Below are 21638 nucleotides of genomic sequence, written 5' to 3'. Positions count from 1 at the left end.
AACGACGTCTCCAGGGCGTCAGTCATTCGCCGCAACAACCATTTCAAAGGAGTTCAACATGGAAGCGGAAGCAGCAAAGTTCATCGGTGCAGGCCTGGCTTGCTTTGGTATGGCCGGTACGGCTCTCGGCCTCGGCAATATCTTCGGCAGCTACCTCTCCGGCGCTCTGCGCAATCCGTCTGCCGCTGACAGCCAGTTCGGCCGTCTGGTATTCGGCTTCGCCGTTACGGAAGCTCTGGGCATCTTCTCGCTGCTCGTCGCTCTCCTCCTCCTCTTCGCTGTCTGATATCGGCGAATAGATGGATCACGGCCTGCGACCGCAAGCCGTGATCCTTTGCATTTGCAGTCCACCTGGAGGTGAGCATGTTTTTTGTGACCCCGGCTTACGCTGAAGAAGCACCGGCGGCAGCGACCGGCACGGATGCGCATGCCGCTCCGGCCGCAGGCGAGGTCCATACCGAGACCGGTGTTGCCGAAGGCGAACACGCCCGCGGCCCGTTCCCGCCTTTCGATTCGACGACTTACGCATCCCAGCTGCTCTGGCTGGTGATTACGTTCGGCGTCTTCTACCTCCTTATGCAAAAGGTCATTGCGCCGCGCATCGGGGCCATCCTCGACCAGCGCCACACGCGCATCTCCCAGGACCTGGAAGAAGCAGGCCGCCTGAAAGCGGAAGCCGATGCCGCCGTCGAGACCTATGAAGGCGAACTGGCCGCTGCCCGCGCCAAATCCCACGCGATCGGTTCCGCCGCCCGCGACGCCGCGAAGGTCAAGGCCGAAGAGGATCGCCGCACCGTCGAGGCCAGCCTGTCGGAAAAGATCAAGGCTGCGGAAGCCCGGATCGCCGACATCAAGGCCAAGGCCTTCGCCGACGTCGGCACCATTGCCGAGGAAACGGCAGCCGCCGTCGTCGAACAGCTGATCGGCAGCAGCGCTGCGCAGGCAGATGTCGCCGCCGCCGTCGCGGCCGCCAAGAAGGAGGCTTGATCGATGGAATTTCATTTCGACGCGACTTTCTTCGCCTTTGTCGGCCTCGTCCTCTTTCTGGCGCTGGTCGTCTATCTGAAGGTTCCGGGCATGATGGCACGCTCGCTTGACGACCGCGCCGACCAGATCCGCAATGAATTGGCCGAAGCCAAGCGCCTGCGCGAGGAAGCCCAGCATCTGCTCGCTGAATACCAGCGCAAGCGCAAGGAAGCGGAAGCGGAAGCGGCCCATATCGTTGCCGCCGCTGAGCGCGAAGCCGAGATGCTGACCGCCGAGGCGAAGAAGAAGACGGAAGAATTCGTCGCCAACCGCACGGCGCTCTCGGAGCAGAAGATCAAGCAGGCCGAGGCCGATGCGATGAAGGCGGTGCGTTCCGCCGCCGTCGACCTTGCCATCGCGGCCGCAGAAACGGTGCTCGCCAAGAAGGCCGACGGCAAGGTCCAGTCCGAGCTCTTCGGCAACGCCGTCGGACAGGTCAAGACACGGCTCAACTGAGCAGTATCGACTGGAATAAGGAAAGGCCGGGCATGTCCCGGCCTTTTTCTTTGGTGATAAGGCCTGTTCTTTGCTTGGCCTCGTGCGGAGGCAGCGCAGCGTCCCTGCTCCGGCGTCCGCCCCTCATCGGGCTGCCGCGACCTTCTCCCCGCTTGCAGGGAGAAGGGGACATGCAGCAACCTTTCTGTCCCTTCCACTCTGTCCTTTTGCAGCTCGCGCTCGGATGGCCTTACGAGTGGACGTGTCTGCGAGAGCTAGACTAAGGGGAACGGAGAGGGTGCGGTATATCCCCTTCTCCCGCATGCGGGGAGAAGGTGGCGGCAGCCGGATGAGGGGCTGATCGCCAGTCCAAAGGCGGAATATGCCGATCTTTTTTCGGCGACTATTCCGAAAGCAGTTCGTCCATCTCAGGCTCGTCGCCGTCCTTCCGCAGTGGCCGAAAGCTCATCCGGTGCAGGGAGCAGGGGCCGTGCTGTTCAATGCCGGCGCGGTGCTGCGCCGTGCCGTAGCCGGCGTGGGCCGCAAAACCGTAATCGGGAAATACATGATGCGCCCGCGCCATCATCCGATCGCGCGTCACCTTGGCGACGATAGAGGCGGCGGCGATAGAAACCGAGCGGGCGTCACCCTTGACCACGGCCTGTCCTGGGCAATCGAGGCCGGGCGGCACATCAAGCCCATCTGTCAGGACGTAGCTTGCGGGAATGGCGAGGCTGCAGATGGCGCGGCGCATCGCATCCAGGCTTGCCTTGCGTATGTCCGTTTCGTCGATCCGGGTCGAGCTGGAGGAGGCGATGGAAACCGTCGCGGTCGCCAGGATCTGCACGAAGAGTTCTTCGCGCCGCTGCGCCGAGAGCTGCTTGGAATCGTTGAGGCCTTCAGGGATGCGCTTCGGATCGAGGATGACCGCAGCGGCCACCACGGGCCCCGCCAGCGGCCCGCGGCCTGCCTCGTCGGCGCCGGCGACCGGCCAGTGGCCGGCCTTGCGGGCTTTGAGCTCAAGCTTGAAATCCGGCACGAGAGGGACCGTGTCGAAAAGCAGGGGAGAATCGGGTGGCGTGCGACGTTTCATGCGGCTGAACCTCGCACGCCAACCCGATTTCCCGCAAGTCCCCGGATCAGGGCGGCGGCCGGGGACGGTCCGGCGGATGGAGGCGGTCAGGGCCATCCGCGGAAATTGCGCTCGGGGCTCGAAAACAGGGCGGATTTTCTGAGCAGCCGATGCGCAAGCTTAAAAAATCAGAGCAGAGACAGCTGTACGCCGCTGCCATCCGGTGGCACGAACAGATCGTCGCGCAACGGCACGCTGCGGCGTGTCAGCTCGAAGCGTCTCGCCGCCATTTCGAAGCGCCGGGCGATCTGCCAGGCATAGGGACCGGCGCCCTTCATGCGCTTGCCGAATTCGGCGTCGTAATCCTTGCCGCCGCGCATCGAGCGCACCAGCGACATCACGTGCCGGTAACGATCGGGATAGTGCTGCAGCAACCAGTCGCGAAAGAGCGGGCTGACTTCAAGCGGCAGCCTGAGGATGACATAACTCGCCTCGGTTGCGCCGGCAGCCTTCGCCGATTCCAGAATGCGCTCCAATTCGTGATCGTTCAGCGCCGGGATCAGCGGAGCGGCCATGACGGCAGTCTGGATCCCTGCCTCAGACAGCGCATGAATGGTCTCCAGCCGTCGCGGCGGCGTGGCGGCGCGCGGTTCCATCGCCCGGGCAAGCTTGCGGTCGAGCGTGGTGACCGAGATGCCGACGCGCACCAGGTTTTTGCCGGCCATCTCCTGCAGAATGTCGAGATCGCGCAGGATCATCGCCGACTTGGTGACGATCGACACCGGATGGTTCGCCTTGTTCAGCACCTCGAGGATGCCGCGCATGATGCGCCATTCCTTCTCGATCGGTTGATAGGGGTCGGTATTGGTGCCGATCGCGATCACCCTCACCTTGTACCCCGGCTTGGCGAGCTCCCGCTCCAAGAGCTTCGCCGCATCGGGCTTGGCGAAGAGCTTCGTCTCGAAATCGAGCCCCGCCGAAAGCCCCATATAGGCGTGCGTCGGGCGGGCGAAACAATAGATGCAGCCGTGCTCGCAGCCGCGATAGGGATTGATCGAACGGTCGAAGGAAAGGTCCGGCGATTCATTGCGTGTAATCGCGGTGCGCGGCTTTTCGATCTGAACCTCGGTCTTGAACGGTGGCAGTTCTTCCAGCGTCTGCCAACCGTCGTCGAAGGTCTCCCGCTGCAGCGCTTCGAACCGGCCTGTTGGGTTCAGTCCCGCTCCACGCCCGCGCCGCCGGTCAACCTCGACCCGAAGACCAGAGGACACGATCATCGCATCGGCAATATCTGCCGTATTGGCAGGCGCGAATGCGGCCTGCCCTGCCAGGGACTGCTCTCTCATCGGATTCTCCCGCAGCGGAAAGCCGTTGTCTCCGCCCGTTTGTGATGATTAAATTCCTATCGATAAAACGAGAACAATGCAAGAACAAAATACGCAAAACGGTGCTGGCAAAAAATTGTGCGGCGCATTATGAATAATCGATGTTGACGGTTGTTCTCGAATGCCAGGATCAGGAATCCGAACTGGCGCAGACCTTATCGGTATTGGTGGCAGGCGCGGTGGAAGGACTGGTCAGCGATGTGATCGTGCTTGATCACGGCTCGCGCGACGGCACCTCGCGGGTTGCCGACGCCGCCGGCTGCCGTTTCCATTCACAGTGGGATATCAAGGACATCGTGCGCTCCGCCCGAGGCGAATGGCTGCTCTTTATCGAGCCGGGCGCCAGGCCCCAGGCCGGCTGGATCGATGAGATCGCCGAATATGTGGCGCTGAATAAGACACCCGCGCGCTTTGCCGCGTCGCGCGGCTATCGACGCCCGTTCTTCCAGCGCGTTGCCCGCAGTCGACCGCCGCTGGAGCTTGGCTTGTTGATGCCGAAGAACCTGGCGCTCGCCGCTGCCAGAAGCGGGATGCCTGTCGGCGACTTCGCCAAGGGCCAGAAGCCGCGCAAGCTTGCAAGTGAATTGATTCCTTCCTGGGTGGCGCGTGCCACGCGGTAGAATGCCCATCGCTGCATCGACGCTGTCTGAGAGATTGTCCCTCACCTAACCATCTCCTCGTAAAAGCGGGGCGAGGGGACGTGCCCAGTGCAACGTCGAGATGGAGGAAGCCGGTGCGGCATATCCCCTTCGCCCGCAAGGGGGAAGGTGGCGGCAGCCGGATGGCTGGTCTCGTCGCAAGCGCGCTTTGGTGATTACGTCCCGCCATCGTGCAAAGATGGCGCCCAATCGGATTTCGCGCTATACTTCACCTATGGCGCCGCCGAAGCGCCGCGCTTCGCAACGGATGCCGTGGAATGCCGGTGAACGGCAGAACAGGTCGGCGAAAAATCTCCTCTTCTGCCGGGTTTCCGGCGAAAGGAGGTGCGTCATGCCAAACGGTAGGATTTACCGCATGCGCGGTAGGATCCGCGGCGTACGCGGTAGGATCTACGGCCTGCTGGCCATCATATTGCCGACATTGGTGATCGCGCATCCGAATTCGGCAGCATCGCAGACGATGCTCAGTTGCGCAGGCCGACCCGACGTCGTCAGTTTCCTCGACAGGAATTTCGGTGAGAAGCTCACCGCCGTCGGCCTGATCAACCAAAACGCCGTTCTCGAGGTCTATGCCGCCAAAAGCGGCACCTGGACGCTCGTCGTCACGGATGTCCACGGCATAAGTTGCATTCTGCTGTCGGGTGATAGCTGGGATTCGATGCCGGCTCTGCCGGGCATTACCACATAACAAAGGCCAGCGCGTCGGCCTCGAAAGTCTAAATCGGTTTTCGACGGCGCGATCGCGGCACTGTAACGGCAGCGCCAGTCTATTTCTTTGCGCCGCGTTTCAGATGCTCGTCCAGGCGCGGCATGATCTCGACAAAGTTGCAAGGCACGCTCCGATAGTCGAGCTGTGCTTTCAATATGCCGTCCCAGGCGTCCCGGCAGGCTCCGGGCGAGCCGGGCAGGGCGAAGATGAAGGTGGAGTTGGCAACGCCCGCGGTGGCGCGCGACTGGATTGTCGCCGTGCCGATCTTGTCATAGGAGATACGGTGGAAGACAGCGGAAAAGCCATCCATGCGCTTTTCGAACAGCGGCTCCAGCGCCTCGGGCGTCACGTCTCGGCCGGTAAAGCCGGTGCCGCCCGTGGTGATAACGACATCGATCTCATCCCGCTCGGTCCAGGCTTTGACCTGAGCGGCGATTTTCTCCCGGTCATCGGGCACGATCGCCCGCTCGACCAGCCTGTGGCCGGCCTCGGCGATCCGCACCGCCAGCGTATCGCCGGACTTGTCCGTCTCCGGCGTGCGCGTATCCGAGACGGTGAGGACGGCTATGCCGACGGCGATGAAGGGCCGTTTTTCGTCCAAACCTGCCATCACATGCCTCCCGAAACCGTTTCCGTCGCCTGGAAATACCAGTCGGGCCGCGCCTCGTGAAGAGCTGCCGTCGCATGGCGCGCGGCGGCCATATCGGCGAAGATCCCGAAGCAGGTGGCGCCGGAGCCGGACATGCGGGCAAGAAGAGCGCCCTCAGCCTGCAGCATCGCCGAGATCGCCGCGATTTCGGGCACGGCTTCGCGTGCCGGTGGCTCCAGGTCGTTGCGAGCCGCGCCGATCGCCGCAAGCCAGCCTTCGGTGTGTGCGAGCGTCAGGGGTGAATTGTTCTTTGCCGTGAGCCGGCGGAAAACCTCCGGCGTCGAAACCCCCTTCAGCGGGTTGGCCAGCACCATGGCAAAGGCCGGCAGATTGGGCACGGCTTCGATCTCCTCCCCGATGCCGCGGGCAATCAGCGGCCGGCTCTCGAGGCACATGGGCACGTCGGCGCCGAGCTTCAGCGCCAGCGCCGCCAGCGTCTCCACCGGCAATCGCAAGCCCCAGAGGCGCATCAGCCCCCGCAGGGTCGCCGCCGCATCGGCCGAGCCGCCGCCGATGCCGGAGGCAATGGGCAGGTTCTTCTGGAGATGGATGTGAACAGGGAAGGCAAGGGCGCCGACAGCCTCGCGCAGGAGATCGCGCGCTCTGATTACAAGGTTGGTGTCGCCGTCGCCGGCAAGCGTCTCTCCGAAGCGGCCCGACAGGGTGAAGGCGTCGGCCTGCGCGGGCAGGAAGCCCAGCCGGTCGCCGCAATCTGCGAAGGTCACCAGCATATCGAGCATGTGATAGCCGTCCGGCCGTTGGCCCGTCACATGCAGGGCGAGATTGATCTTCGCGCGCGCCTCTTCGGTGACGCCGAAAGCGTCGGCCAAGCCCTGCTCAGGCATCGGTCGCGCCCGTCAGGACTTCTTGTCGACCGGCGGCGGCGTGACCGGCGCCGGATCCGGTTGCTTCTTGTCGGCCGCCTTGGCATCGTCGCTAGCGGGCAGGCCGTTTGCGATCTTTTCCTTGATCTTCGGAATTTCGGCCGCTTCTGGCTCGGAGGCGAGCGCCCGGTTCCACTGGTAGACTGCTTCGAGCTTGCGCCCGACCCGCCAGTAGGCATCGCCGAGATGGTCGTTGATCGTCGCGTCTCCGGCCTTGATCTGCGCAGCCCGCTCCAGTTCGTCGACGGCATCGTCGAAGCGGTTAAGGCGGAAATAGGCCCAGCCGAGCGAATCGATGATGTAGCCGTCGTCAGGGCGAAGATCGACAGCCTTCTTGATCATGGCGAGGCCTTCGTCGAGATTCCGGTTCATGTCGATCCAGGAATAGCCGAGATAGTTCAGCACCTGCGGCTGGTCGGGGTTGAGCTCCAGGGCTTTTCGGAAATTCGGTTCGGCCTGGTCCCACTTCTTCAGCCGCTCATAGGCAATGCCGCGCTGGAAGAAGACGCTCCAGTTGGCGCGGCCGGGGATTGGGCCGATCACTTCGACCGCCTTGTCGTAATTGGCGGCCATCGCCTCGTAGTCCTTGGCGTCGGAGAGCACGCTGCCATAGGCGAGGTAGCTGCGGATATCCTTCGGATCGGAGGCGATCAGCGCCTGCAGGTGCCTGCGCGCCTCGTCGACCTTGCCGCCCTGGGCAAGGGCGAGGCCGAGTTGAAGCTCGGAGATGCGCCGCATCGGCGAATCTTCCGGCACCTTCTTATAGAGGGAGATGGCGCGGTCCATCTGGTTCTGCTTTTCGGCGATGCCGCCGAGCAGCACCAGTGTATCGGCGCTGTTGGGGTCGAGCGCCTTCGCGGTCTGCAGGTAGAGAGAGACGATATCCTCGGCGCCATCGCGGTTCAGAGCACCGCCGACGGAGAAGAGCACGCCGGCGGCGCCTTCTTCGGCCGTCTTGACCTGCTGCTCCTGCTTCTCGCCCTTCTCGATGCTGTCGCGCAGCGCATTCAGCGGCGCGTAGTTCGGCAGCAGGTTATCGCCGACGGAAACCGCATCGAGCGCCTTCTGCTTGTTGCCCTGCGCCGCCTCCAGGCGGGCAAGCGCCATCACCGCGCGCATGAAGGTGTCGGGCGCCGTCGCCCCGCCTTCCTTGTCGAGCACGGCGTCGTTGAGATGCTGGCGGGCCGACTTCACATCGCCGGTAACGACGGCGATCGCGCCGGCATTGTAGTTCTGAAAGATGCGGAACCAGTCCGGCCCCTTCATCTTCTCGACCATGGCGAGCGCTTCCTTGCCGCGGCCGGCGCCGACGCGGGCCCAGGCGAGCAGCAGGTCGTTCATCATCCGGTCAAGATCGTTCGGACCCTTATATTTCAGGATCGACTCGGCTGTCTTGTAGTCGTCGCGGCGCACGGCATCCATGGCGCGCACGATCGTGGTGATACGCTCGACCGAAGGATCGCTCTTCAGATCATTGGCGTATTTGACGCCTTCCTTGATGTCGCCGTTGAGCAGCAGCGAGATCATCAGCCGCTGACGGATCTCGGGATTGCCGGGCTCGATCTGCAGCGCCTTCTTGTAGAGCGCGATCGCGGTCTCGTAATCGTGATCGACATCGGCTGTGCGCGCGGCGAGGAAGGCGCCTGAGAACGTGGTGACGTTATCGGCATCGAAGAAGCTCTCGGCTTTGCCGGCATCGCCCGCCTTGGCCGCGTCTTCGGCACTCACGCCGGCAACGCCGCCAAGCGAAAGGACAGCCGCCAGCGCTGCGCTCGTAAGGAGACGGATGGCAATTCTCTGCCGCATTAGAAAACCTTTCTTCGAGAGCGTCCGGCCGCTGCCGGTCGCAAATCAGTCGTCATCACTGAGTCATAACAGGATGGCTTTTTTGGAGCGGCGCTGCAAGAAAATCAGCCTCGATCGCGGCGTTCGATCAATTGACGCGCTCGATGCAGAAGTCGATCACTTCCATCAGAGCGGATTTCCATACCGTATCGGGTAGCGGCGCCAGCGCGTCCCGCGCGATCGTGCCGTAATGGACCGCCCGGCCGATCGTGTCGCTCAGCGTGCCGTATTTGGTGATCAGCCCGAGCGCTTTTTCCAGGTTGGCGTCGCTGCTATTGCCGGCCTCGATCGCATCGCGCCAGAAGGCGCGCTCTTCCGTCGTGCCGCGGCGATAGGCGAGGATGACGGGCAGCGTGATCTTGCCTTCGCGGAAATCGTCACCGACATTCTTGCCGAGATCGGCGGCCTTGCCGCCATAGTCGAGCGCGTCGTCGACGAGCTGAAAGGCGAGGCCGAGATTCATGCCGTAGGATTTCAGCGCATTGCGGCCGGAGCGGCCGGCATCGGCGACGATCGGCCCGACTTCGGCGGCAGCCGCAAAGAGAGCCGCCGTCTTGGCGCGGATGACGGAGAGGTAATCGTCCTCCGTCGTTTCCATGTTCTTGGCGACGGAAAGTTGCAGCACTTCGCCTTCGGCAATCACGCAGGCCGCGGACGACAGGACGTCGAGCGCATCGAGCGAGCCGACATCGACCATCATGCGGAAGGCCTGGCCGAGCAGAAAGTCGCCGACCAGCACGCTTGCCTGGTTGCCCCAGATCATCCGCGCCGTCGATTTGCCGCGGCGCAGGTCGCTTTCGTCGACGACGTCGTCATGCAGCAGTGTCGCCGTGTGCATGAATTCGACCGAGGTGGCGAGCTTGACGTGGTTTTCGCCGCGATAGTCGAACAGCGAGGCGGCCGCCAGCGTCAGCATCGGCCGCAGCCGCTTGCCGCCTGATGAGATCAGATGGTTCGCCACTTCGGGGATCATCTGCACGTCGGAGCCGGCCTTGGACAGAATGAGCTGGTTCACCCGCTCCATGTCAGCCCGGGTGAGATCGACCAGCGGCTTGATGGATGCCAGTTTGTTTTTGCTTTCTTCAAGCGGTATGACCACGCCCAACGACCCGGACTCCTGTTCACTCATTGCATCTGACAATAGAAAGGGGCGATGGACGCGGCAAGGGGTGAATTGTCGCGCCAGCCGAAATTGGAAGGAAAAAGACGGCAAATGCATGAACTTATCCGCGCCAACGATCCCGTTCTGCTCTCCTTCGCCGAGAGCCTGATGAAGGATGCCGGAATTCACTGCTTCATCGCCGATCAGGGCATGAGCGTGCTGGAAGGCTCGCTCGGCATGCTGCCGCGCCGCCTGCTGGTGGATGAGGACATGGCCGACCGGGCCCGCCGCATTCTGATCGATGCCGGCCTCGGCGGCGAGCTGCGCGACAGGACGTGAGCGGACGATGACCGGCGGACCGGCTGAAACCATCGATGCCTTCCATCGCGGCGCCTTTCATCTGGTGCAGCCGAAGGGCAGGGGTCATCGCGCCGGCATGGATGCGATGCTGCTGGCCGCCCTCGTCGCCGACGATCGCGCGATCAGGGTGGCCGATCTCGGCGCCGGCGCCGGTGCCGCCGGCCTTGCCGTCGCCTCGCGCCTTCCCAAGGCGCAAGTGGTGCTCTTCGAACGCTCTGCCGAGATGGCCGAATATGCCCGCCGCAGCATCCTGTTGCCGGAAAACGCCCATCTAGCCGCCCGCCTCAGTGTCGTCGAGGCCGATGTAGCGCTGACCGCCAAGGCGCGCAACGATGCCGGCCTTGCCGATGAAAGCTTCCATCACGTGATCATGAACCCGCCCTTCAACGATGCCGGCGACCGGCGCACGCCCGATGCGCTGAAGGCCGAAGCTCATGCGATGACCGACGGTCTGTTCGAAAGCTGGATCCGCACGGCCGGCGCCATCATGATCCCGGGCGGGCAATTGTCGCTGATCGCCAGACCCCAATCGATCGCCGAGATCATCGATGCCTGCGGCCGGCGCTTCGGCGGCATCGAAGTGACAGCCATCCATCCGCGCCCCGGGGAAAATGCCGTCCGCATTCTGGTAACCGCCATCAAAGGATCGCGGGCGCGACTGACACTGCGCGCGGCCCTCATCATGCACGAAGAGGGGAGCCACAAGTTCTCCCCTCTGGTCGACGATTTCAACAATGGCCGGGCGGCCTATCCCAGGCTTCGAACCTCTAGCCGGTGACGAAGTCGAAGAGCAGCTTGACGTTCAGCCCGGCGATCACGACGGCGATCACATAGGCGATGCCGCTCAGCCAGCGCGGCGCCACGAGTTCGCCCATCTTGGCCCGGCTGGCGGTGAACATCACCAGCGGGAAGACGGCGAAGGAAAGCTGCAGGCTGAGCACGACCTGCGTGAGGATCAGCAGTTCAGCCGTGCCCTGGTTGCCGTACCAGATGGTGACGACCGCCGCCGGCACGATGGCGATAGCGCGGGTGATCAGCCGGCGCACCCAGGGTTTCAGCCGGATCTTGAGGAAGCCTTCCATGACGATCTGGCCGGCAAGCGTCGCCGTCACTGTCGAGTTGAGGCCGCAGCAGAGAAGCGCGATACCGAAGAGCGTCGGGGCGATGGCGAGGCCAAGCAGCGGCGACAGCAGCGCATAGGCGTTGCCGAGCTCGACGACATCGGTCTTGCCATTGGCATTGAAGGCGGCGGCCGCAAGGATCAGGATCGAGGCATTGATCAGAAGCGCGAAACAGAGCGCGACGGTGGAGTCGATCGTCGCATAGGTCAGCGCCTCTTTCTTCTCGGGGATCGTGTGACCATAGGCCCGCGTCTGCACGATGCCGGAGTGCAGATACAGATTGTGCGGCATGACGGTCGCACCGAGGATGCCGAGCGCCAGATAGAGCATTTCCGGGTTGGTGACGATCTCGGTCGTCGGGAAGAAGCCGGTGATGACGGCGCCCCATTGCGGATCGGCAAGGAAGATCTGCACGCCGAAGCAGAGCGCGATTACCCCAAGCAACGCGATGATGAAGGCTTCCACCCAGCGGAAGCCGAGCCTCTGCAGGAAGAGGATCAGAAAGACATCGAAGGCGGTGATGAGAACGCCGAGCTCAAGCGGAATGCCGAACAGCAGATTGAGACCGATTGCCGTGCCGATCACCTCGGCAATGTCGGTAGCGATGATGGCGATTTCCGCAAAGGCCCAGAGCGGCACCGAAACCCATTTGGGAAAGGCGTCGCGGCAGGCCTGTGCGAGGTCGCGGCCGGAGGCGATCGCCAGGCGCGCGCAGAGTGATTGCAGCACGATTGCCATCAGGTTGGAAAGCAGGGCGACAGTGAGCAGTGCATAGCCGAATTTCGAGCCGCCGGCGAGCGAGGTCGCCCAGTTGCCCGGGTCCATGTAGCCGACTGCGACCATGTAGCCCGGCCCGGCAAAGGCCGCCGCCCGGCGCCACATCGAGCTGTGACGCCCCGTTCCGACAGTGCGGTAGACATCCGACAGCGACGCCTCGCCGCGTTCGTGCCGCCAGCCGCTGTTTGCATTGGGATTGAGAGCGTCCATGCCATTTCCACCTAGTTATCGTCCGTGCACTATGACCGATTAGAATGATAATGCAAGTCATTCGCAACAAGAAAATCAATCCGGTGTTTTTCAGGAACGCGGGCATTGCGTTTGTCGTTCCAGCGCATACATGGATGCGACTGCGAAATGACGATCGTGCGACCCGAAGCGAAGGATGGGAAATGGCCGGATTCTTGAGAAAGCTGCTGCCGAAACGGTTCCGCAGGGAGGGCCTCACCATTCCCGTCGTCAGGCTGCAGGGCGCGATCATCAGCGGCGGCGGCCAGTTCCGCCCCACCCTCAATCTCGCCAATGTCGCCCCCGTCCTGGAAAAGGCCTTCGCCATGAAGGAGGCGCCGGCCGTTGCCATAACAATCAATTCGCCGGGCGGCTCGCCGGTCCAGTCCCGACTGATCTTCACCCGCATCCGCGAGCTCGCCCGCGAAAAGCAGAAGAAGGTGCTGGTCTTCGTCGAGGATGTCGCCGCTTCCGGCGGTTACATGATCGCGCTTGCCGGCGACGAGATCATCGCCGACGCCACCTCGATCGTCGGCTCGATCGGCGTCGTCTCCGGCGGTTTCGGCTTTCCCGAACTCCTGAAGAAGATCGGCGTCGAGCGCCGCGTCTATACGGCTGGCGAAAACAAGGTGATCCTCGATCCGTTCCAGCCGGAAAAGGAAAAGGATATCGAGTACCTCAAGAGCCTGCAGCTCGAAATCCACCAGGTCTTCATCGCAATGGTGCGCGAGCGCCGCGCCGGCAAGCTGACGGATGATGCGACGGTGTTTTCCGGCTTGTTCTGGAGCGGCACCCGCGGCCTCGAGCTTGGCCTCATCGATGGCCTCGGCGACATGCGCCAGGAATTGAAGCGGCGCTACGGCCAGAAGGCCCGGCTGGAGCTCGTCACCGCCGGCCGCGGCCTCTTCGGCCGCCGCATTCCCGGCGTATCGCCTGTTACACTCGAAGGCGCGGGGGCAGGTCTCGCAACAGGACTTGTCGAAGCGGCGGAAGAGAGAGCATTGTGGAGCCGCTTCGGGCTTTGAGAGGAGCAAGAGAGGGGCATGGCACAGCTTATCACGATCCTGGTCCTGGTGTTCTCAGCCTGGTGGCTCTACCGCCGCTTCGTCTCCGATGCCCGCAAGCTCGCCGAAAAATCGCGCCGCGCCGAAAAGGAACGCCAGACCGGCGCAATCGGCACGCTGGTCAAGGACCCCGTGACCGGGGAATATCGGCTGAAGCGGGATGAGGAATAGATACATCCTTGGATTTGCCTCATCCGGCTGCGGGTCCGCCGCGCAAACGTAGGTGGGCTGGGCACCCCCCTCTGTCCTGCCGGACATCTCCCCCACAAGGAGGGAGATCGGCTGGGCGTGACGGCTTCCCCAAGCAACTGAGCATTATGATTGTCGCTGCCGTTAGAGAGGGAGCGATGGTCAAGCCTCTTGCCAATCTCCACCCTTGTGGGAGGGATGTCCGGCAGGACAGAGGGGGGTGCCTAGCCACCATCGCTGGATTGAGGTTAGGCGCAGTTAGGTTCCGCTTCCACATCGACGTTCGACCCCGACCGCCGCAAAACCCTTGACCCCTGCCGCCCTCCATGGCACCTGTCGCGCCGATAATTCCCAAGCCAGCGGTGCCATCCCATGTCAGCTCTCCCAGACCATATGAACCCGAAGCGCTCCTTTCAGGCGCTGATCCTGACCCTGCATAGCTACTGGGCGGACAAGGGTTGCGCGGTTCTGCAGCCCTACGACATGGAGGTCGGCGCCGGCACCTTCCACCCGGCAACGACCTTGCGCGCCCTCGGCCCCAAGCCGTGGAAAGCGGCTTACGTCCAGCCCTCCCGACGCCCGTCGGATGGCCGCTATGGCGAAAACCCGAACCGGCTGCAGCATTATTACCAGTATCAGGTCATCCTGAAGCCGAATCCGCCGAATCTGCAGGAGCTCTATCTCGGTTCGCTCGCGGCCATCGGCCTCGATCCGCTGCTGCACGACATCCGTTTCGTCGAGGACGATTGGGAAAGCCCGACGCTCGGCGCCTGGGGCCTCGGCTGGGAATGCTGGTGCGACGGCATGGAAGTCTCGCAATTCACCTATTTCCAGCAGGTCTGCGGCATCGAATGCGCGCCGGTCGCGGGCGAACTGACATACGGTCTCGAGCGCCTCGCCATGTACGTCCAGGGCGTTGACAATGTCTACGACCTCAATTTCAATGGCCGCGAAGGCGACGAGAAGATCAGCTATGGCGACGTCTTCCTGCAGGCCGAGCAGGAATATTCGCGTCACAATTTCGAATTCGCCAATACCGAAATGCTGCATCGCCATTTCGTCGATGCCGAGAAGGAATGCCGGGCGCTGCTCGATGCCGGCGCGCCGGGCCAAAGCGACAATCAGCGCCTGCACAAATGCGTCTTCCCGGCCTATGACCAGTGCATCAAGGCCAGCCACGTCTTCAACCTGCTCGACGCACGCGGCGTCATCTCGGTCACTGAGCGCCAGAGCTACATCCTGCGGGTGCGCACGCTCGCCAAGGCCTGCGGCGAAGCCTTCCTGCTGACCGACGCCGGCGGCGTCAACCTGTCGAAAGAGGCGGCGTGACGCAAAAGCCTGCCAGTCGTATCGTCCATATCAACGGCTGGCCAGGCGCCGGGAAGCTGACTATCGGCCGCTTGCTGGCGAAAAGAATCGGCGCGCGGCTTATCGACAATCACACGCTGCTTAATCCAGCCGAAGCGCTTTTCGCCCGCAGCAACCCTCTGCATCTATCTCTGCGTGAGCAGATTCGGCGAGCTTTTTTCGACCATGCCGTGCGCGCTGATCCGGCTGAAAGTTTCGTCTTTACCGATGCTCTTGCCGATGACGAGCATGATAGTGCGATGTTTTCCTGGTATCGCGATCTGGCTGCCGCCAGAGGCGCGGATCTGGTCGCGGTTCTCCTCGATTGCGCGCCGGAGGAGAATGCCAGGCGCCTCATCTCTCCCGGCCGATCCGAGGCGCTCAAGCTGACCGATACGGCGAGGCTGCAACAGCTCCGGGCAAACTACAAACTGTTGCGCGGACTGGCTGAACGCACAGTCGAAATTGATACGACGGACCTTTCGCCCGAGCAGACGGCGGCTCGAATTCTCACGCATATCGGCATTTGACGACAGCCGGGTATCCTGCGTAGTCTTTGTACAAACATTACTTCGTTGCAGGGGATTCGCGATGTATATTGCGCTTGGCGTCATCGTTCTGGTCGCACTCTATGTCGTCTTCATCTACAACGGCCTGGTTCGCTCTCGGCAGATGGCGGAGGAAGCCTGGTCGGGCATCGATGTGCAGTTGAAGCGCCGCGCCGATCTGATTCCGAACCTGATCGAGACGGTCAAGGGTTATGCCGCCCATGAAAAGTCGACGCTCGAGGAGGTGGTTGCGCTGCGCAACAAGGCGCAGGCCGTGCCATCGGGCGATGTCGCCGGCAGGGCGCAGGCGGAAGGGCTGCTCGGCCAGGCGCTCGGCCGGGTGATCGCGCTCGCCGAAGCCTATCCCGATCTCAAGGCCAACCAGAATTTCGCCGAGCTGCAGGCGTCGCTTGAAACCATGGAAGGTGAGCTGCAGATGGCGCGACGTTATTACAATGGCGCGGCCCGCGACCTGAACGTCAAGGTCAAAAGTTTCCCCTCCAATCTTGTTGCCGGCCAGTTCGGTTTTGCCAAGCGCGACTATTTCGAAATCACCAACGAGGCCGATCGCGCCGTCCCCAGCGTCAAATTCTGACGATCCGGCATTTTGCCTTTGCGAGAAAGCGGTTAAGAGCAAAGGCAGATGGCGACGCGATTTAGCCTCGCTCATGGACGGAAGACATAGCATGACACGCACAGCCAAACTCACGATCATCCCGCTGGGCCGGCCGCTTTCGGGCCGCGCGATGCCACCAGGTTCGAAGTCGATCACCAATCGCGCCCTGCTGCTCGCCGGTCTTGCCAAGGGCACGAGCCGGCTGACCGGTGCGCTGAAGAGCGACGATACCCGTTATATGGCCGATGCGCTGCGCGCCATGGGCGTTGTGATCGACGAGCCCGACGACACGACCTTTGTCGTCACCGGTAGCGGCAGACTCATGCCGCCGAAGGCGCCGCTCTTCCTCGGCAATGCCGGCACGGCCACACGCTTCCTGACGGCGGCTGCGGCTCTGGTCGACGGCACCGTCATCGTCGACGGCGATGAGCACATGCGCAAGCGCCCGATCGGACCGCTGGTTCAAGCGATGCGCACACTCGGCATCGACGTCGCAGCTGAGACCGGCTGCCCGCCGGTCACCGTCAGAGGCACCGGCCGCTTTGAGGCCGATCGAATCCTGATCGATGGCGGGCTGTCCAGCCAATATGTTTCGGCGCTGCTGATGATGGCAGCCGGCGGCGACCGTCCGGTCAACATCGAACTCGTTGGCGAGGATATCGGCGCGCTTGGCTATATCGATCTCACCACCGCGGCGATGAAGGCCTTCGGCGCCAATGTCGAAAAGACCAGCCCCGTCACCTGGCGCGTCGAGCCGACCGGCTATCGCGCCGCCGATTTCGTCATCGAGCCGGATGCATCCGCCGCGACCTATCTCTGGGCGGCCGAAGTGCTGAGCGATGGCAGGATCGATCTCGGCGTGCCGAACGATGCCTTCACCCAGCCGGATGCCAAGGCCTACGAGACGATCGCCAAATTTCCGCATCTGCCGGCTGAAATCGACGGCTCGCAGATGCAGGATGCCGTTCCGACCATCGCCGTGCTGGCCGCCTTCAACGAGACGCCGGTCCGCTTCGTCGGCATCGCCAATCTGCGCGTCAAGGAATGCGACCGCATCCGCGCCCTGTCCACCGGACTCAACAATATCCGCGAAGGTCTGGCCGTCGAGGAGGGGGACGATCTGATCGTCCACTCCGATCCTGCTCTCGCCGGTCAGACGTTGCCGGCCGAGATCGACACCTTTGCCGACCACCGCATCGCGATGAGCTTCGCACTTGCGGGCCTCAAGATCGACGGCATCACTATTCTCGACCCCGATTGCGTCGGCAAGACCTTCCCCGCCTATTGGCGGACGCTTGCCGCGCTTGGCGTGACCTATCGGGATAAGGATTGAAGCAAGGCGCAGCCGGGGCAGCCGGCGGGGAGACAGGGATGGGGCGTCGGTTTTTGGGGTTTTGCTTGGCGCTGCTCCTGATGGTCGCCGCCCCGGCGGCCTTTGCAGCCGAGGTGATCGACAGTTTTGCCTCCGAGATCGCGCTCGAAAAGAGCGGCGTGATGACGGTGACGGAAACCATCACCGTCAATGCCGAGGGTAACCGGATCAACCACGGCATCTTCCGGGATTTCCCGCTCTATTTCACCGACGCCGGCGGCCGTCGCCGCAGCGTCGATTTCGACATGGTCTCGGTCACGCGCGATGGCGCGAACGAGCCCTGGCACACGGAATCGATATCCGGCGGTATCCGCATTTATGCCGGCTCAGCCGAGGTGACGGTGACGCCGGGCCGTCATCGCTATGTCTTCACCTACCGGACCAACCGCCAGATCCGCTACTTCGACGATCACGAAGAACTCTACTGGAACGTCACCGGCAATGGCTGGATCTTTCCGATCCGGTCAGTCACCGCAACCGTGAACCTGCCGCCTGATGTCAGCGCGACCGAGACGACCTTCTTTACCGGCCCGCAGGGCGCCAGGGGAAAGGATGCCAGTGTCAGCGAAAGCGGCGCCGGCATCGTCTTTTCCACCACCGCGCCTCTTGGCCCCAATGAAGGCCTGACCTTTGCGATCCGCATGCCGAAGGGCTCGATCGATCCGCCGGGCGCGGACATGGAAAGCACCTGGTGGCTGAAGGATAACCGCAATTATTTTATCGGCTTCGGCGGCCTGATCCTCGTTTTTGCCTACTACCTCAGATCCTGGCTGAAGGTCGGCCGCGACCCCGCCCGAGGCGTCGTCGTGCCGCGCTGGGATGCGCCGGATGGCATCTCGCCGGCGCTGGTCAACTATATCGACAATAAGGGCTTCTCCGGCGGCGGCTGGACGGCGCTTGCCGCAACCGCGCTCAATCTTGCGGTGCGCGGCTATGTCAAGCTCGACGACCTCAAGGATTCAATCATCATCCGCGGCACCGGCAAGCCGCTCGGCAAGGAGAAATTCCAGGCCGGCGAGACAGAGCTGCTGAAGGCCGCCGGCGGCGAAGGCCGGACGCTGACGATCGACGAGGCGAATGGTGATCGGGTGAAAACGATCGGCCAGTCCTTCCGTTCGGCGATCGAGAGGGAGCATCGCGGCAAATATTATAATTCCAACATCGGCTACACCACCGGCGGCGTTGCGCTGAGCGCCGCCGCCCTGGTGGCATTGTTCGTCTTCGGCTCGCTGGAGCCGGATACGATCGCGCTGATGCTGATCCCGATTGGCATTTCCGTCTTTATTGCCGTCTTCATCGCCGGTTTGGTCAAGTCGCTGCACCAGGGCAGATCGCTGTTCGCCAAGGTCATGGCCGTCATCGCCGCAGCGGTCGGCGTTTTTGTCGGCATCGGCATTCTTTCCATTATCGTCCTGACGCTTGCCTCGTCGCTGGTGGAATTGCACGAGACTCCGATGCTCTTTGCCGTCGGCGGCATCGTGCTGCTCAATGTCCTCTATTTCTTCATCATGGGCGCGCCGACGCCACTCGGCGCCAGGATGATGGACGGCATTGACGGCCTGCGACAATATCTGACGCTGGCCGAGAAGGATCGCATGAATATGGCCGGCGCCCCACAAATGTCGCCGCAGCATTTCGAGACGCTGCTGCCCTATGCGGTGGCGCTCGGCGTCGAAAAGCCCTGGTCGCGCACCTTCGAGACCTGGCTTGCGGCCGCTGCCGCCGGCGCTGCCGCAGCCTATGCCCCCTCCTGGTATTCCGGCGATTTCAACAGCGGCAGCTTCTCCGATCGCATCGGCGGCTTCTCCTCGTCGATGGCCTCCACCATCGCGTCGACGATACCCTCGCCGCCGCCATCGAGTTCATCCTCCGGTTTTTCCGGCGGCGGCTCCTCCGGCGGCGGTGGAGGCGGCGGCGGAGGCGGGGGCTGGTAAGCTTTCCCGCTTGACCTTTCGGCCCTCGGCCCTTAACCGCCTGACGGAACAGGAAAGGGATCGCGCATGAAGGTTCTGTTGATCGGATCGGGCGGACGCGAGCACGCGCTCGCCTGGAAGCTGGCGCAATCGCCGTTGATGAGCGAATTCTACGCCGCCCCCGGCAATCCCGGCATTGGCGAACATGCGATCCTCGCGCCCTTGAATGTCGAGGATCACGAAGCGGTCGCCTCTTTCTGCAAGGACAAGGCGATCGACTTCATCGTCGTCGGGCCCGAGGCGCCGCTCGTCGCCGGCCTCGCCGACCGGCTGCGCGCCGACGGCCTGGCAGTCTTCGGGCCCTCCGCCGGTGCCGCCCAGCTCGAGGGCTCCAAGGGCTTCACCAAGGATATCTGCGCCCGCTACGGCATCCCCACCGGCGCTTACCAGCGCTTCAACAACGCGCCGAAAGCCAAAGCCTATATTCGCGCCCAGGGCGCTCCGATCGTCGTCAAGGCCGACGGGCTGGCCGCCGGCAAGGGCGTGACTGTTGCGATGACGCTCGACGAAGCGCTCGATGCCGTCGACGACTGCTTCGAGGGCGCTTTTGGCGTCGCTGGCGCCGAAGTTGTCGTCGAAGCTTATCTCGATGGCGAGGAAGCGAGCTTCTTCTGTCTCTGCGATGGAAAACATGCGCTGCCGCTGGCGACCGCCCAGGATCACAAGCGGGTGGGCGAGGGTGATACCGGCGTCAATACCGGCGGCATGGGCGCCTATTCGCCGGCGCCTGTGATGACGGCCGAGATGGTCGAGCGCACCATGAAGGAGATCATCGAGCCGACGATTCGCGGCATGGCCGAGAGCGGTCATCCCTTCTCCGGCGTGTTTTTCGCCGGACTGATGATCACGAAGCAGGGGCCGGAGCTCATCGAATACAATGTCCGCTTCGGCGATCCGGAATGTCAGGTGCTGATGATGCGGCTGAAGAGCGATCTGCTGCCGCTGCTGCTTGCCACCGCCAATGGTACGCTCGATCAGGTGAGCGCCGAATGGAGCGACGATCCGGCGCTGACGGTGGTCATGGCTTCGAAGGGCTATCCCGGCACCTATGAGAAGAACACGCCGATCGAATTCCTGCCGGAGGCAGGCGAGGGCGAGAAGGTGTTTCATGCCGGCACGGGCATGAAGGACGGCGTGCTGGTCGCAACCGGCGGCCGCGTGCTGAACGTCACGGCATCGGGCGGCACGGTTGCCGAGGCGAAGGGCTGCGCCTATGCCCTGCTGGACAGGGTTCGGTGGGAAAACGGCTTCTGCCGGCGCGACATCGGCTGGCGCGCGATCGAGCGCGAAAAAGCCTCGAACGACGCATAAATCGTGGTGTTCCTTAAATTTTTAGCCTTTCCCCTGAGGGGATGGAAACGAAGCTGCGCTATACCGCTGTCGTAGTGAGACGGAGGTGCGTTGATGCGTCAGATTTTCCTCGGTGCGGCAGTCCTGCTGATGGCAGGCTCGGCGATGGCCTCCTCGATCGAGGTGATCGGCAAAACGGCAGGGCGTGCCGAAGGCAGCATCGTCACTGAACGCTGCACTGCTTGCCCGCCGCTACAGGCCGAGCAAAGCCGCAAGGACTATACGGTGCCGGAACTGAAACCCGGCGTCCTCCAGGCGAGCGAAGTTCGCGACGTCGGCGGCGAAACGAAGATCTTCCGCACCGAAGCCTGGATGGGCGGTTCGCCCGTCGTCTTCGTCAGCAAGGCAACGCCGGAAGCCTTGGCTGCCGCCGAACCTTCGATCTCGCCCGCGCCAGGCATCGACATGAACGCAACGACTGCAGCCGTCATTGGCGGCGATGCCCGGCCGGTTGCCGCCGGCATTGTTGAGCAGCCGCCGGCTCCCGATGTTTCCGAATTCAAGCTGCGTTTCTAAAAAACCACGGCATTAGAGGGCTGTGTGCCCTTAAGCCAATTTGAGCCGCTGCGACAGTTCCCTGCCCCTGCCCGATCAAGGTTTCGATCGCTTGGGGTTCCACTGCGGTGGAGCGGATGCACCCTCGAAGAGAAGCGGGGGTGCATTCCTGCTTTGAGGCCCCGGCAGATCCGCAGAGCGAAAACGAGCGATATTCGACTATGAGGGGAAACTCACCGCTTGTCTTAGTAACTCAGCCCCCTGATTTTTAGGGAAATTCGCGTCAGTTCGAATAAAATTAAAGCTTTCTTATTGAGTCACCTTCAATTCTTATTCGCCGGTCGCAGCATGTTGTTTAGCAGCGGTAGACGCGTCCTTCTCAGATGCGCTCGCACAGGCGGTAGAAGACCGCACCGGAATGTATTCGCTCAT

General features: G+C 62.9%; 23 protein-coding genes. 16 read left to right on the top strand and 7 right to left on the bottom strand.

The genetic code is table 11. The features are described from left to right. The first annotated feature begins 58 nt into the window (after positions 1 to 58). The 3 genes from CO660_RS04710 to CO660_RS04700 all read left to right on the top strand — a co-directional run bounded on the left by CO660_RS04710 (position 59) and on the right by CO660_RS04700 (position 1482). Complete coding sequence (locus CO660_RS04710; protein WP_003588243.1) at positions 59 to 286, top strand: F0F1 ATP synthase subunit C; 228 nt, start codon at positions 59 to 61, stop codon at positions 284 to 286. Between the two features lie 77 nt (positions 287 to 363). After that, on the top strand, positions 364 to 987 hold the full coding sequence (locus CO660_RS04705; protein ID WP_085777142.1) for a F0F1 ATP synthase subunit B: 624 nt from the start codon (positions 364 to 366) through the stop codon (positions 985 to 987). Positions 988 to 990: 3 nt separating this feature from the next. Then, a complete protein-coding gene (locus CO660_RS04700) occupies positions 991 to 1482 on the top strand; it encodes a F0F1 ATP synthase subunit B (protein ID WP_085777143.1) in 492 nt (163 codons plus the stop codon). 382 nt (positions 1483 to 1864) lie between these two features. Here the strand turns inward: CO660_RS04700 and CO660_RS04695 are convergent, their stop codons facing one another. Both CO660_RS04695 and CO660_RS04690 read right to left on the bottom strand, forming a co-directional pair. Further along, positions 1865 to 2554 carry a ribonuclease HII gene (locus CO660_RS04695; protein ID WP_085777144.1) on the bottom strand — a complete coding sequence of 230 codons (690 nt, stop codon included), beginning with the start codon at positions 2552 to 2554 and terminating at the stop codon, positions 1865 to 1867. Between the two features lie 167 nt (positions 2555 to 2721). Next, positions 2722 to 3879: a PA0069 family radical SAM protein gene (locus CO660_RS04690; protein WP_097597767.1), complete on the bottom strand. Its 1158-nt coding sequence runs from the start codon at positions 3877 to 3879 to the stop codon at positions 2722 to 2724. Between the two features lie 140 nt (positions 3880 to 4019). On the opposite strand from CO660_RS04690, the gene CO660_RS04685 reads away from it, so the two are divergent. Together CO660_RS04685 and CO660_RS04680 are read left to right on the top strand one after the other, a co-directional pair. After that, entirely contained in the window at positions 4020 to 4538 is a 519-nt protein-coding gene (locus CO660_RS04685) for a glycosyl transferase (protein ID WP_097597766.1), read from the top strand. A 370-nt stretch (positions 4539 to 4908) separates the two neighbouring features. Beyond that, positions 4909 to 5265: a hypothetical protein gene (locus tag CO660_RS04680; RefSeq protein ID WP_176536224.1), complete on the top strand. Its 357-nt coding sequence runs from the start codon at positions 4909 to 4911 to the stop codon at positions 5263 to 5265. Positions 5266 to 5344: 79 nt separating this feature from the next. Here CO660_RS04680 and moaB read toward each other — a convergent pair whose 3' ends face one another. The 4 genes from moaB to CO660_RS04660 all read right to left on the bottom strand — a co-directional run bounded on the left by moaB (position 5345) and on the right by CO660_RS04660 (position 9769). After that, positions 5345 to 5896 carry a molybdenum cofactor biosynthesis protein B gene (gene moaB, locus CO660_RS04675; protein WP_097597764.1) on the bottom strand — a complete coding sequence of 184 codons (552 nt, stop codon included), beginning with the start codon at positions 5894 to 5896 and terminating at the stop codon, positions 5345 to 5347. Beyond that, the gene (locus CO660_RS04670; RefSeq protein WP_097597763.1) at positions 5896 to 6780 is read right to left on the bottom strand and encodes a 4-(cytidine 5'-diphospho)-2-C-methyl-D-erythritol kinase; all 885 of its coding nucleotides are present in this window, start codon (positions 6778 to 6780) and stop codon (positions 5896 to 5898) included. The genes moaB and CO660_RS04670 overlap by 1 nt, the downstream gene beginning before the upstream one ends. A 12-nt stretch (positions 6781 to 6792) precedes the next feature. Next, positions 6793 to 8625: a tetratricopeptide repeat protein gene (locus tag CO660_RS04665; protein WP_097597762.1), complete on the bottom strand. Its 1833-nt coding sequence runs from the start codon at positions 8623 to 8625 to the stop codon at positions 6793 to 6795. A 127-nt stretch (positions 8626 to 8752) separates the two neighbouring features. Further along, positions 8753 to 9769 carry a polyprenyl synthetase family protein gene (locus CO660_RS04660; protein WP_064800854.1) on the bottom strand — a complete coding sequence of 339 codons (1017 nt, stop codon included), beginning with the start codon at positions 9767 to 9769 and terminating at the stop codon, positions 8753 to 8755. A gap of 108 nt (positions 9770 to 9877) precedes the next feature. On the opposite strand from CO660_RS04660, the gene CO660_RS04655 reads away from it, so the two are divergent. After that, positions 9878 to 10105, top strand: coding sequence for a DUF2007 domain-containing protein (locus CO660_RS04655; protein ID WP_085777151.1), 228 nt, complete (start codon positions 9878 to 9880; stop codon positions 10103 to 10105). A gap of 7 nt (positions 10106 to 10112) precedes the next feature. Then, positions 10113 to 10904: a methyltransferase gene (locus CO660_RS04650; RefSeq protein WP_097597761.1), complete on the top strand. Its 792-nt coding sequence runs from the start codon at positions 10113 to 10115 to the stop codon at positions 10902 to 10904. On the opposite strand, the gene CO660_RS04645 is transcribed toward CO660_RS04650, so the two are convergent. Next, positions 10894 to 12234: an Nramp family divalent metal transporter gene (locus tag CO660_RS04645; RefSeq protein ID WP_097597760.1), complete on the bottom strand. Its 1341-nt coding sequence runs from the start codon at positions 12232 to 12234 to the stop codon at positions 10894 to 10896. The two genes, CO660_RS04650 and CO660_RS04645, sit on opposite strands and share 11 nt — an antisense overlap. A 182-nt stretch (positions 12235 to 12416) precedes the next feature. On the opposite strand from CO660_RS04645, the gene CO660_RS04640 reads away from it, so the two are divergent. From CO660_RS04640 to CO660_RS04595, 9 genes are all read left to right on the top strand, one after another. Beyond that, a complete protein-coding gene (locus tag CO660_RS04640; protein ID WP_097597862.1) occupies positions 12417 to 13277 on the top strand; it encodes a S49 family peptidase in 861 nt (286 codons plus the stop codon). A gap of 18 nt (positions 13278 to 13295) precedes the next feature. After that, positions 13296 to 13487, top strand: coding sequence for a hypothetical protein (locus CO660_RS04635; protein WP_003584596.1), 192 nt, complete (start codon positions 13296 to 13298; stop codon positions 13485 to 13487). Between the two features lie 390 nt (positions 13488 to 13877). After that, a complete protein-coding gene (locus tag CO660_RS04625) occupies positions 13878 to 14834 on the top strand; it encodes a glycine--tRNA ligase subunit alpha (protein WP_064694016.1) in 957 nt (318 codons plus the stop codon). Further along, positions 14831 to 15382, top strand: a complete 552-nt coding sequence (locus tag CO660_RS04620) for an AAA family ATPase (RefSeq protein ID WP_097597759.1) — start codon at positions 14831 to 14833, stop codon at positions 15380 to 15382. Before CO660_RS04625 ends, CO660_RS04620 begins: the two co-directional genes overlap by 4 nt. 61 nt (positions 15383 to 15443) lie before the next feature. Continuing rightward, positions 15444 to 15995: a LemA family protein gene (locus CO660_RS04615; RefSeq protein ID WP_097597758.1), complete on the top strand. Its 552-nt coding sequence runs from the start codon at positions 15444 to 15446 to the stop codon at positions 15993 to 15995. A gap of 91 nt (positions 15996 to 16086) precedes the next feature. Then, positions 16087 to 17349 carry a 3-phosphoshikimate 1-carboxyvinyltransferase gene (aroA, locus tag CO660_RS04610; protein WP_097597757.1) on the top strand — a complete coding sequence of 421 codons (1263 nt, stop codon included), beginning with the start codon at positions 16087 to 16089 and terminating at the stop codon, positions 17347 to 17349. Between the two features lie 38 nt (positions 17350 to 17387). Beyond that, positions 17388 to 19322, top strand: coding sequence for a DUF2207 domain-containing protein (locus tag CO660_RS04605; protein WP_097597756.1), 1935 nt, complete (start codon positions 17388 to 17390; stop codon positions 19320 to 19322). Between the two features lie 66 nt (positions 19323 to 19388). Next, complete coding sequence (gene purD, locus CO660_RS04600; RefSeq protein WP_097597755.1) at positions 19389 to 20672, top strand: phosphoribosylamine--glycine ligase; 1284 nt, start codon at positions 19389 to 19391, stop codon at positions 20670 to 20672. A gap of 93 nt (positions 20673 to 20765) precedes the next feature. After that, positions 20766 to 21227 carry a plant virulence effector HPE1-like domain-containing protein gene (locus CO660_RS04595; protein WP_097597754.1) on the top strand — a complete coding sequence of 154 codons (462 nt, stop codon included), beginning with the start codon at positions 20766 to 20768 and terminating at the stop codon, positions 21225 to 21227. Positions 21228 to 21638 lie beyond the last annotated feature (411 nt).

This window comes from Rhizobium sp. L9 (assembly GCF_002531885.1).
Lineage (GTDB): Bacteria > Pseudomonadota > Alphaproteobacteria > Rhizobiales > Rhizobiaceae > Rhizobium.
This window is presented reverse-complemented; position numbering and strand designations above follow the sequence as displayed.

Coding starts and splice junctions, on each gene's coding strand:
- CO660_RS04655 (WP_085777151.1), top strand. CDS start 9,878: ATGCATGAACTTATCCGCGCCAACGATCCCGTTCTGCTCTCCTTCGCC.
- CO660_RS04705 (WP_085777142.1), top strand. CDS start 364: ATGTTTTTTGTGACCCCGGCTTACGCTGAAGAAGCACCGGCGGCAGCG.
- CO660_RS04670 (WP_097597763.1), bottom strand. CDS start 6,780: ATGCCTGAGCAGGGCTTGGCCGACGCTTTCGGCGTCACCGAAGAGGCG.
- CO660_RS04605 (WP_097597756.1), top strand. CDS start 17,388: ATGGGGCGTCGGTTTTTGGGGTTTTGCTTGGCGCTGCTCCTGATGGTC.
- moaB (WP_097597764.1), bottom strand. CDS start 5,896: ATGGCAGGTTTGGACGAAAAACGGCCCTTCATCGCCGTCGGCATAGCC.
- CO660_RS04640 (WP_097597862.1), top strand. CDS start 12,417: ATGGCCGGATTCTTGAGAAAGCTGCTGCCGAAACGGTTCCGCAGGGAG.
- CO660_RS04695 (WP_085777144.1), bottom strand. CDS start 2,554: ATGAAACGTCGCACGCCACCCGATTCTCCCCTGCTTTTCGACACGGTC.
- CO660_RS04710 (WP_003588243.1), top strand. CDS start 59: ATGGAAGCGGAAGCAGCAAAGTTCATCGGTGCAGGCCTGGCTTGCTTT.
- CO660_RS04635 (WP_003584596.1), top strand. CDS start 13,296: ATGGCACAGCTTATCACGATCCTGGTCCTGGTGTTCTCAGCCTGGTGG.
- CO660_RS04615 (WP_097597758.1), top strand. CDS start 15,444: ATGTATATTGCGCTTGGCGTCATCGTTCTGGTCGCACTCTATGTCGTC.
- CO660_RS04665 (WP_097597762.1), bottom strand. CDS start 8,625: ATGCGGCAGAGAATTGCCATCCGTCTCCTTACGAGCGCAGCGCTGGCG.
- CO660_RS04650 (WP_097597761.1), top strand. CDS start 10,113: ATGACCGGCGGACCGGCTGAAACCATCGATGCCTTCCATCGCGGCGCC.
- CO660_RS04690 (WP_097597767.1), bottom strand. CDS start 3,879: ATGAGAGAGCAGTCCCTGGCAGGGCAGGCCGCATTCGCGCCTGCCAAT.
- CO660_RS04645 (WP_097597760.1), bottom strand. CDS start 12,234: ATGGACGCTCTCAATCCCAATGCAAACAGCGGCTGGCGGCACGAACGC.
- CO660_RS04625 (WP_064694016.1), top strand. CDS start 13,878: ATGTCAGCTCTCCCAGACCATATGAACCCGAAGCGCTCCTTTCAGGCG.
- purD (WP_097597755.1), top strand. CDS start 19,389: ATGAAGGTTCTGTTGATCGGATCGGGCGGACGCGAGCACGCGCTCGCC.
- CO660_RS04685 (WP_097597766.1), top strand. CDS start 4,020: ATGTTGACGGTTGTTCTCGAATGCCAGGATCAGGAATCCGAACTGGCG.
- aroA (WP_097597757.1), top strand. CDS start 16,087: ATGACACGCACAGCCAAACTCACGATCATCCCGCTGGGCCGGCCGCTT.
- CO660_RS04680 (WP_176536224.1), top strand. CDS start 4,909: ATGCCAAACGGTAGGATTTACCGCATGCGCGGTAGGATCCGCGGCGTA.
- CO660_RS04700 (WP_085777143.1), top strand. CDS start 991: ATGGAATTTCATTTCGACGCGACTTTCTTCGCCTTTGTCGGCCTCGTC.
- CO660_RS04595 (WP_097597754.1), top strand. CDS start 20,766: ATGCGTCAGATTTTCCTCGGTGCGGCAGTCCTGCTGATGGCAGGCTCG.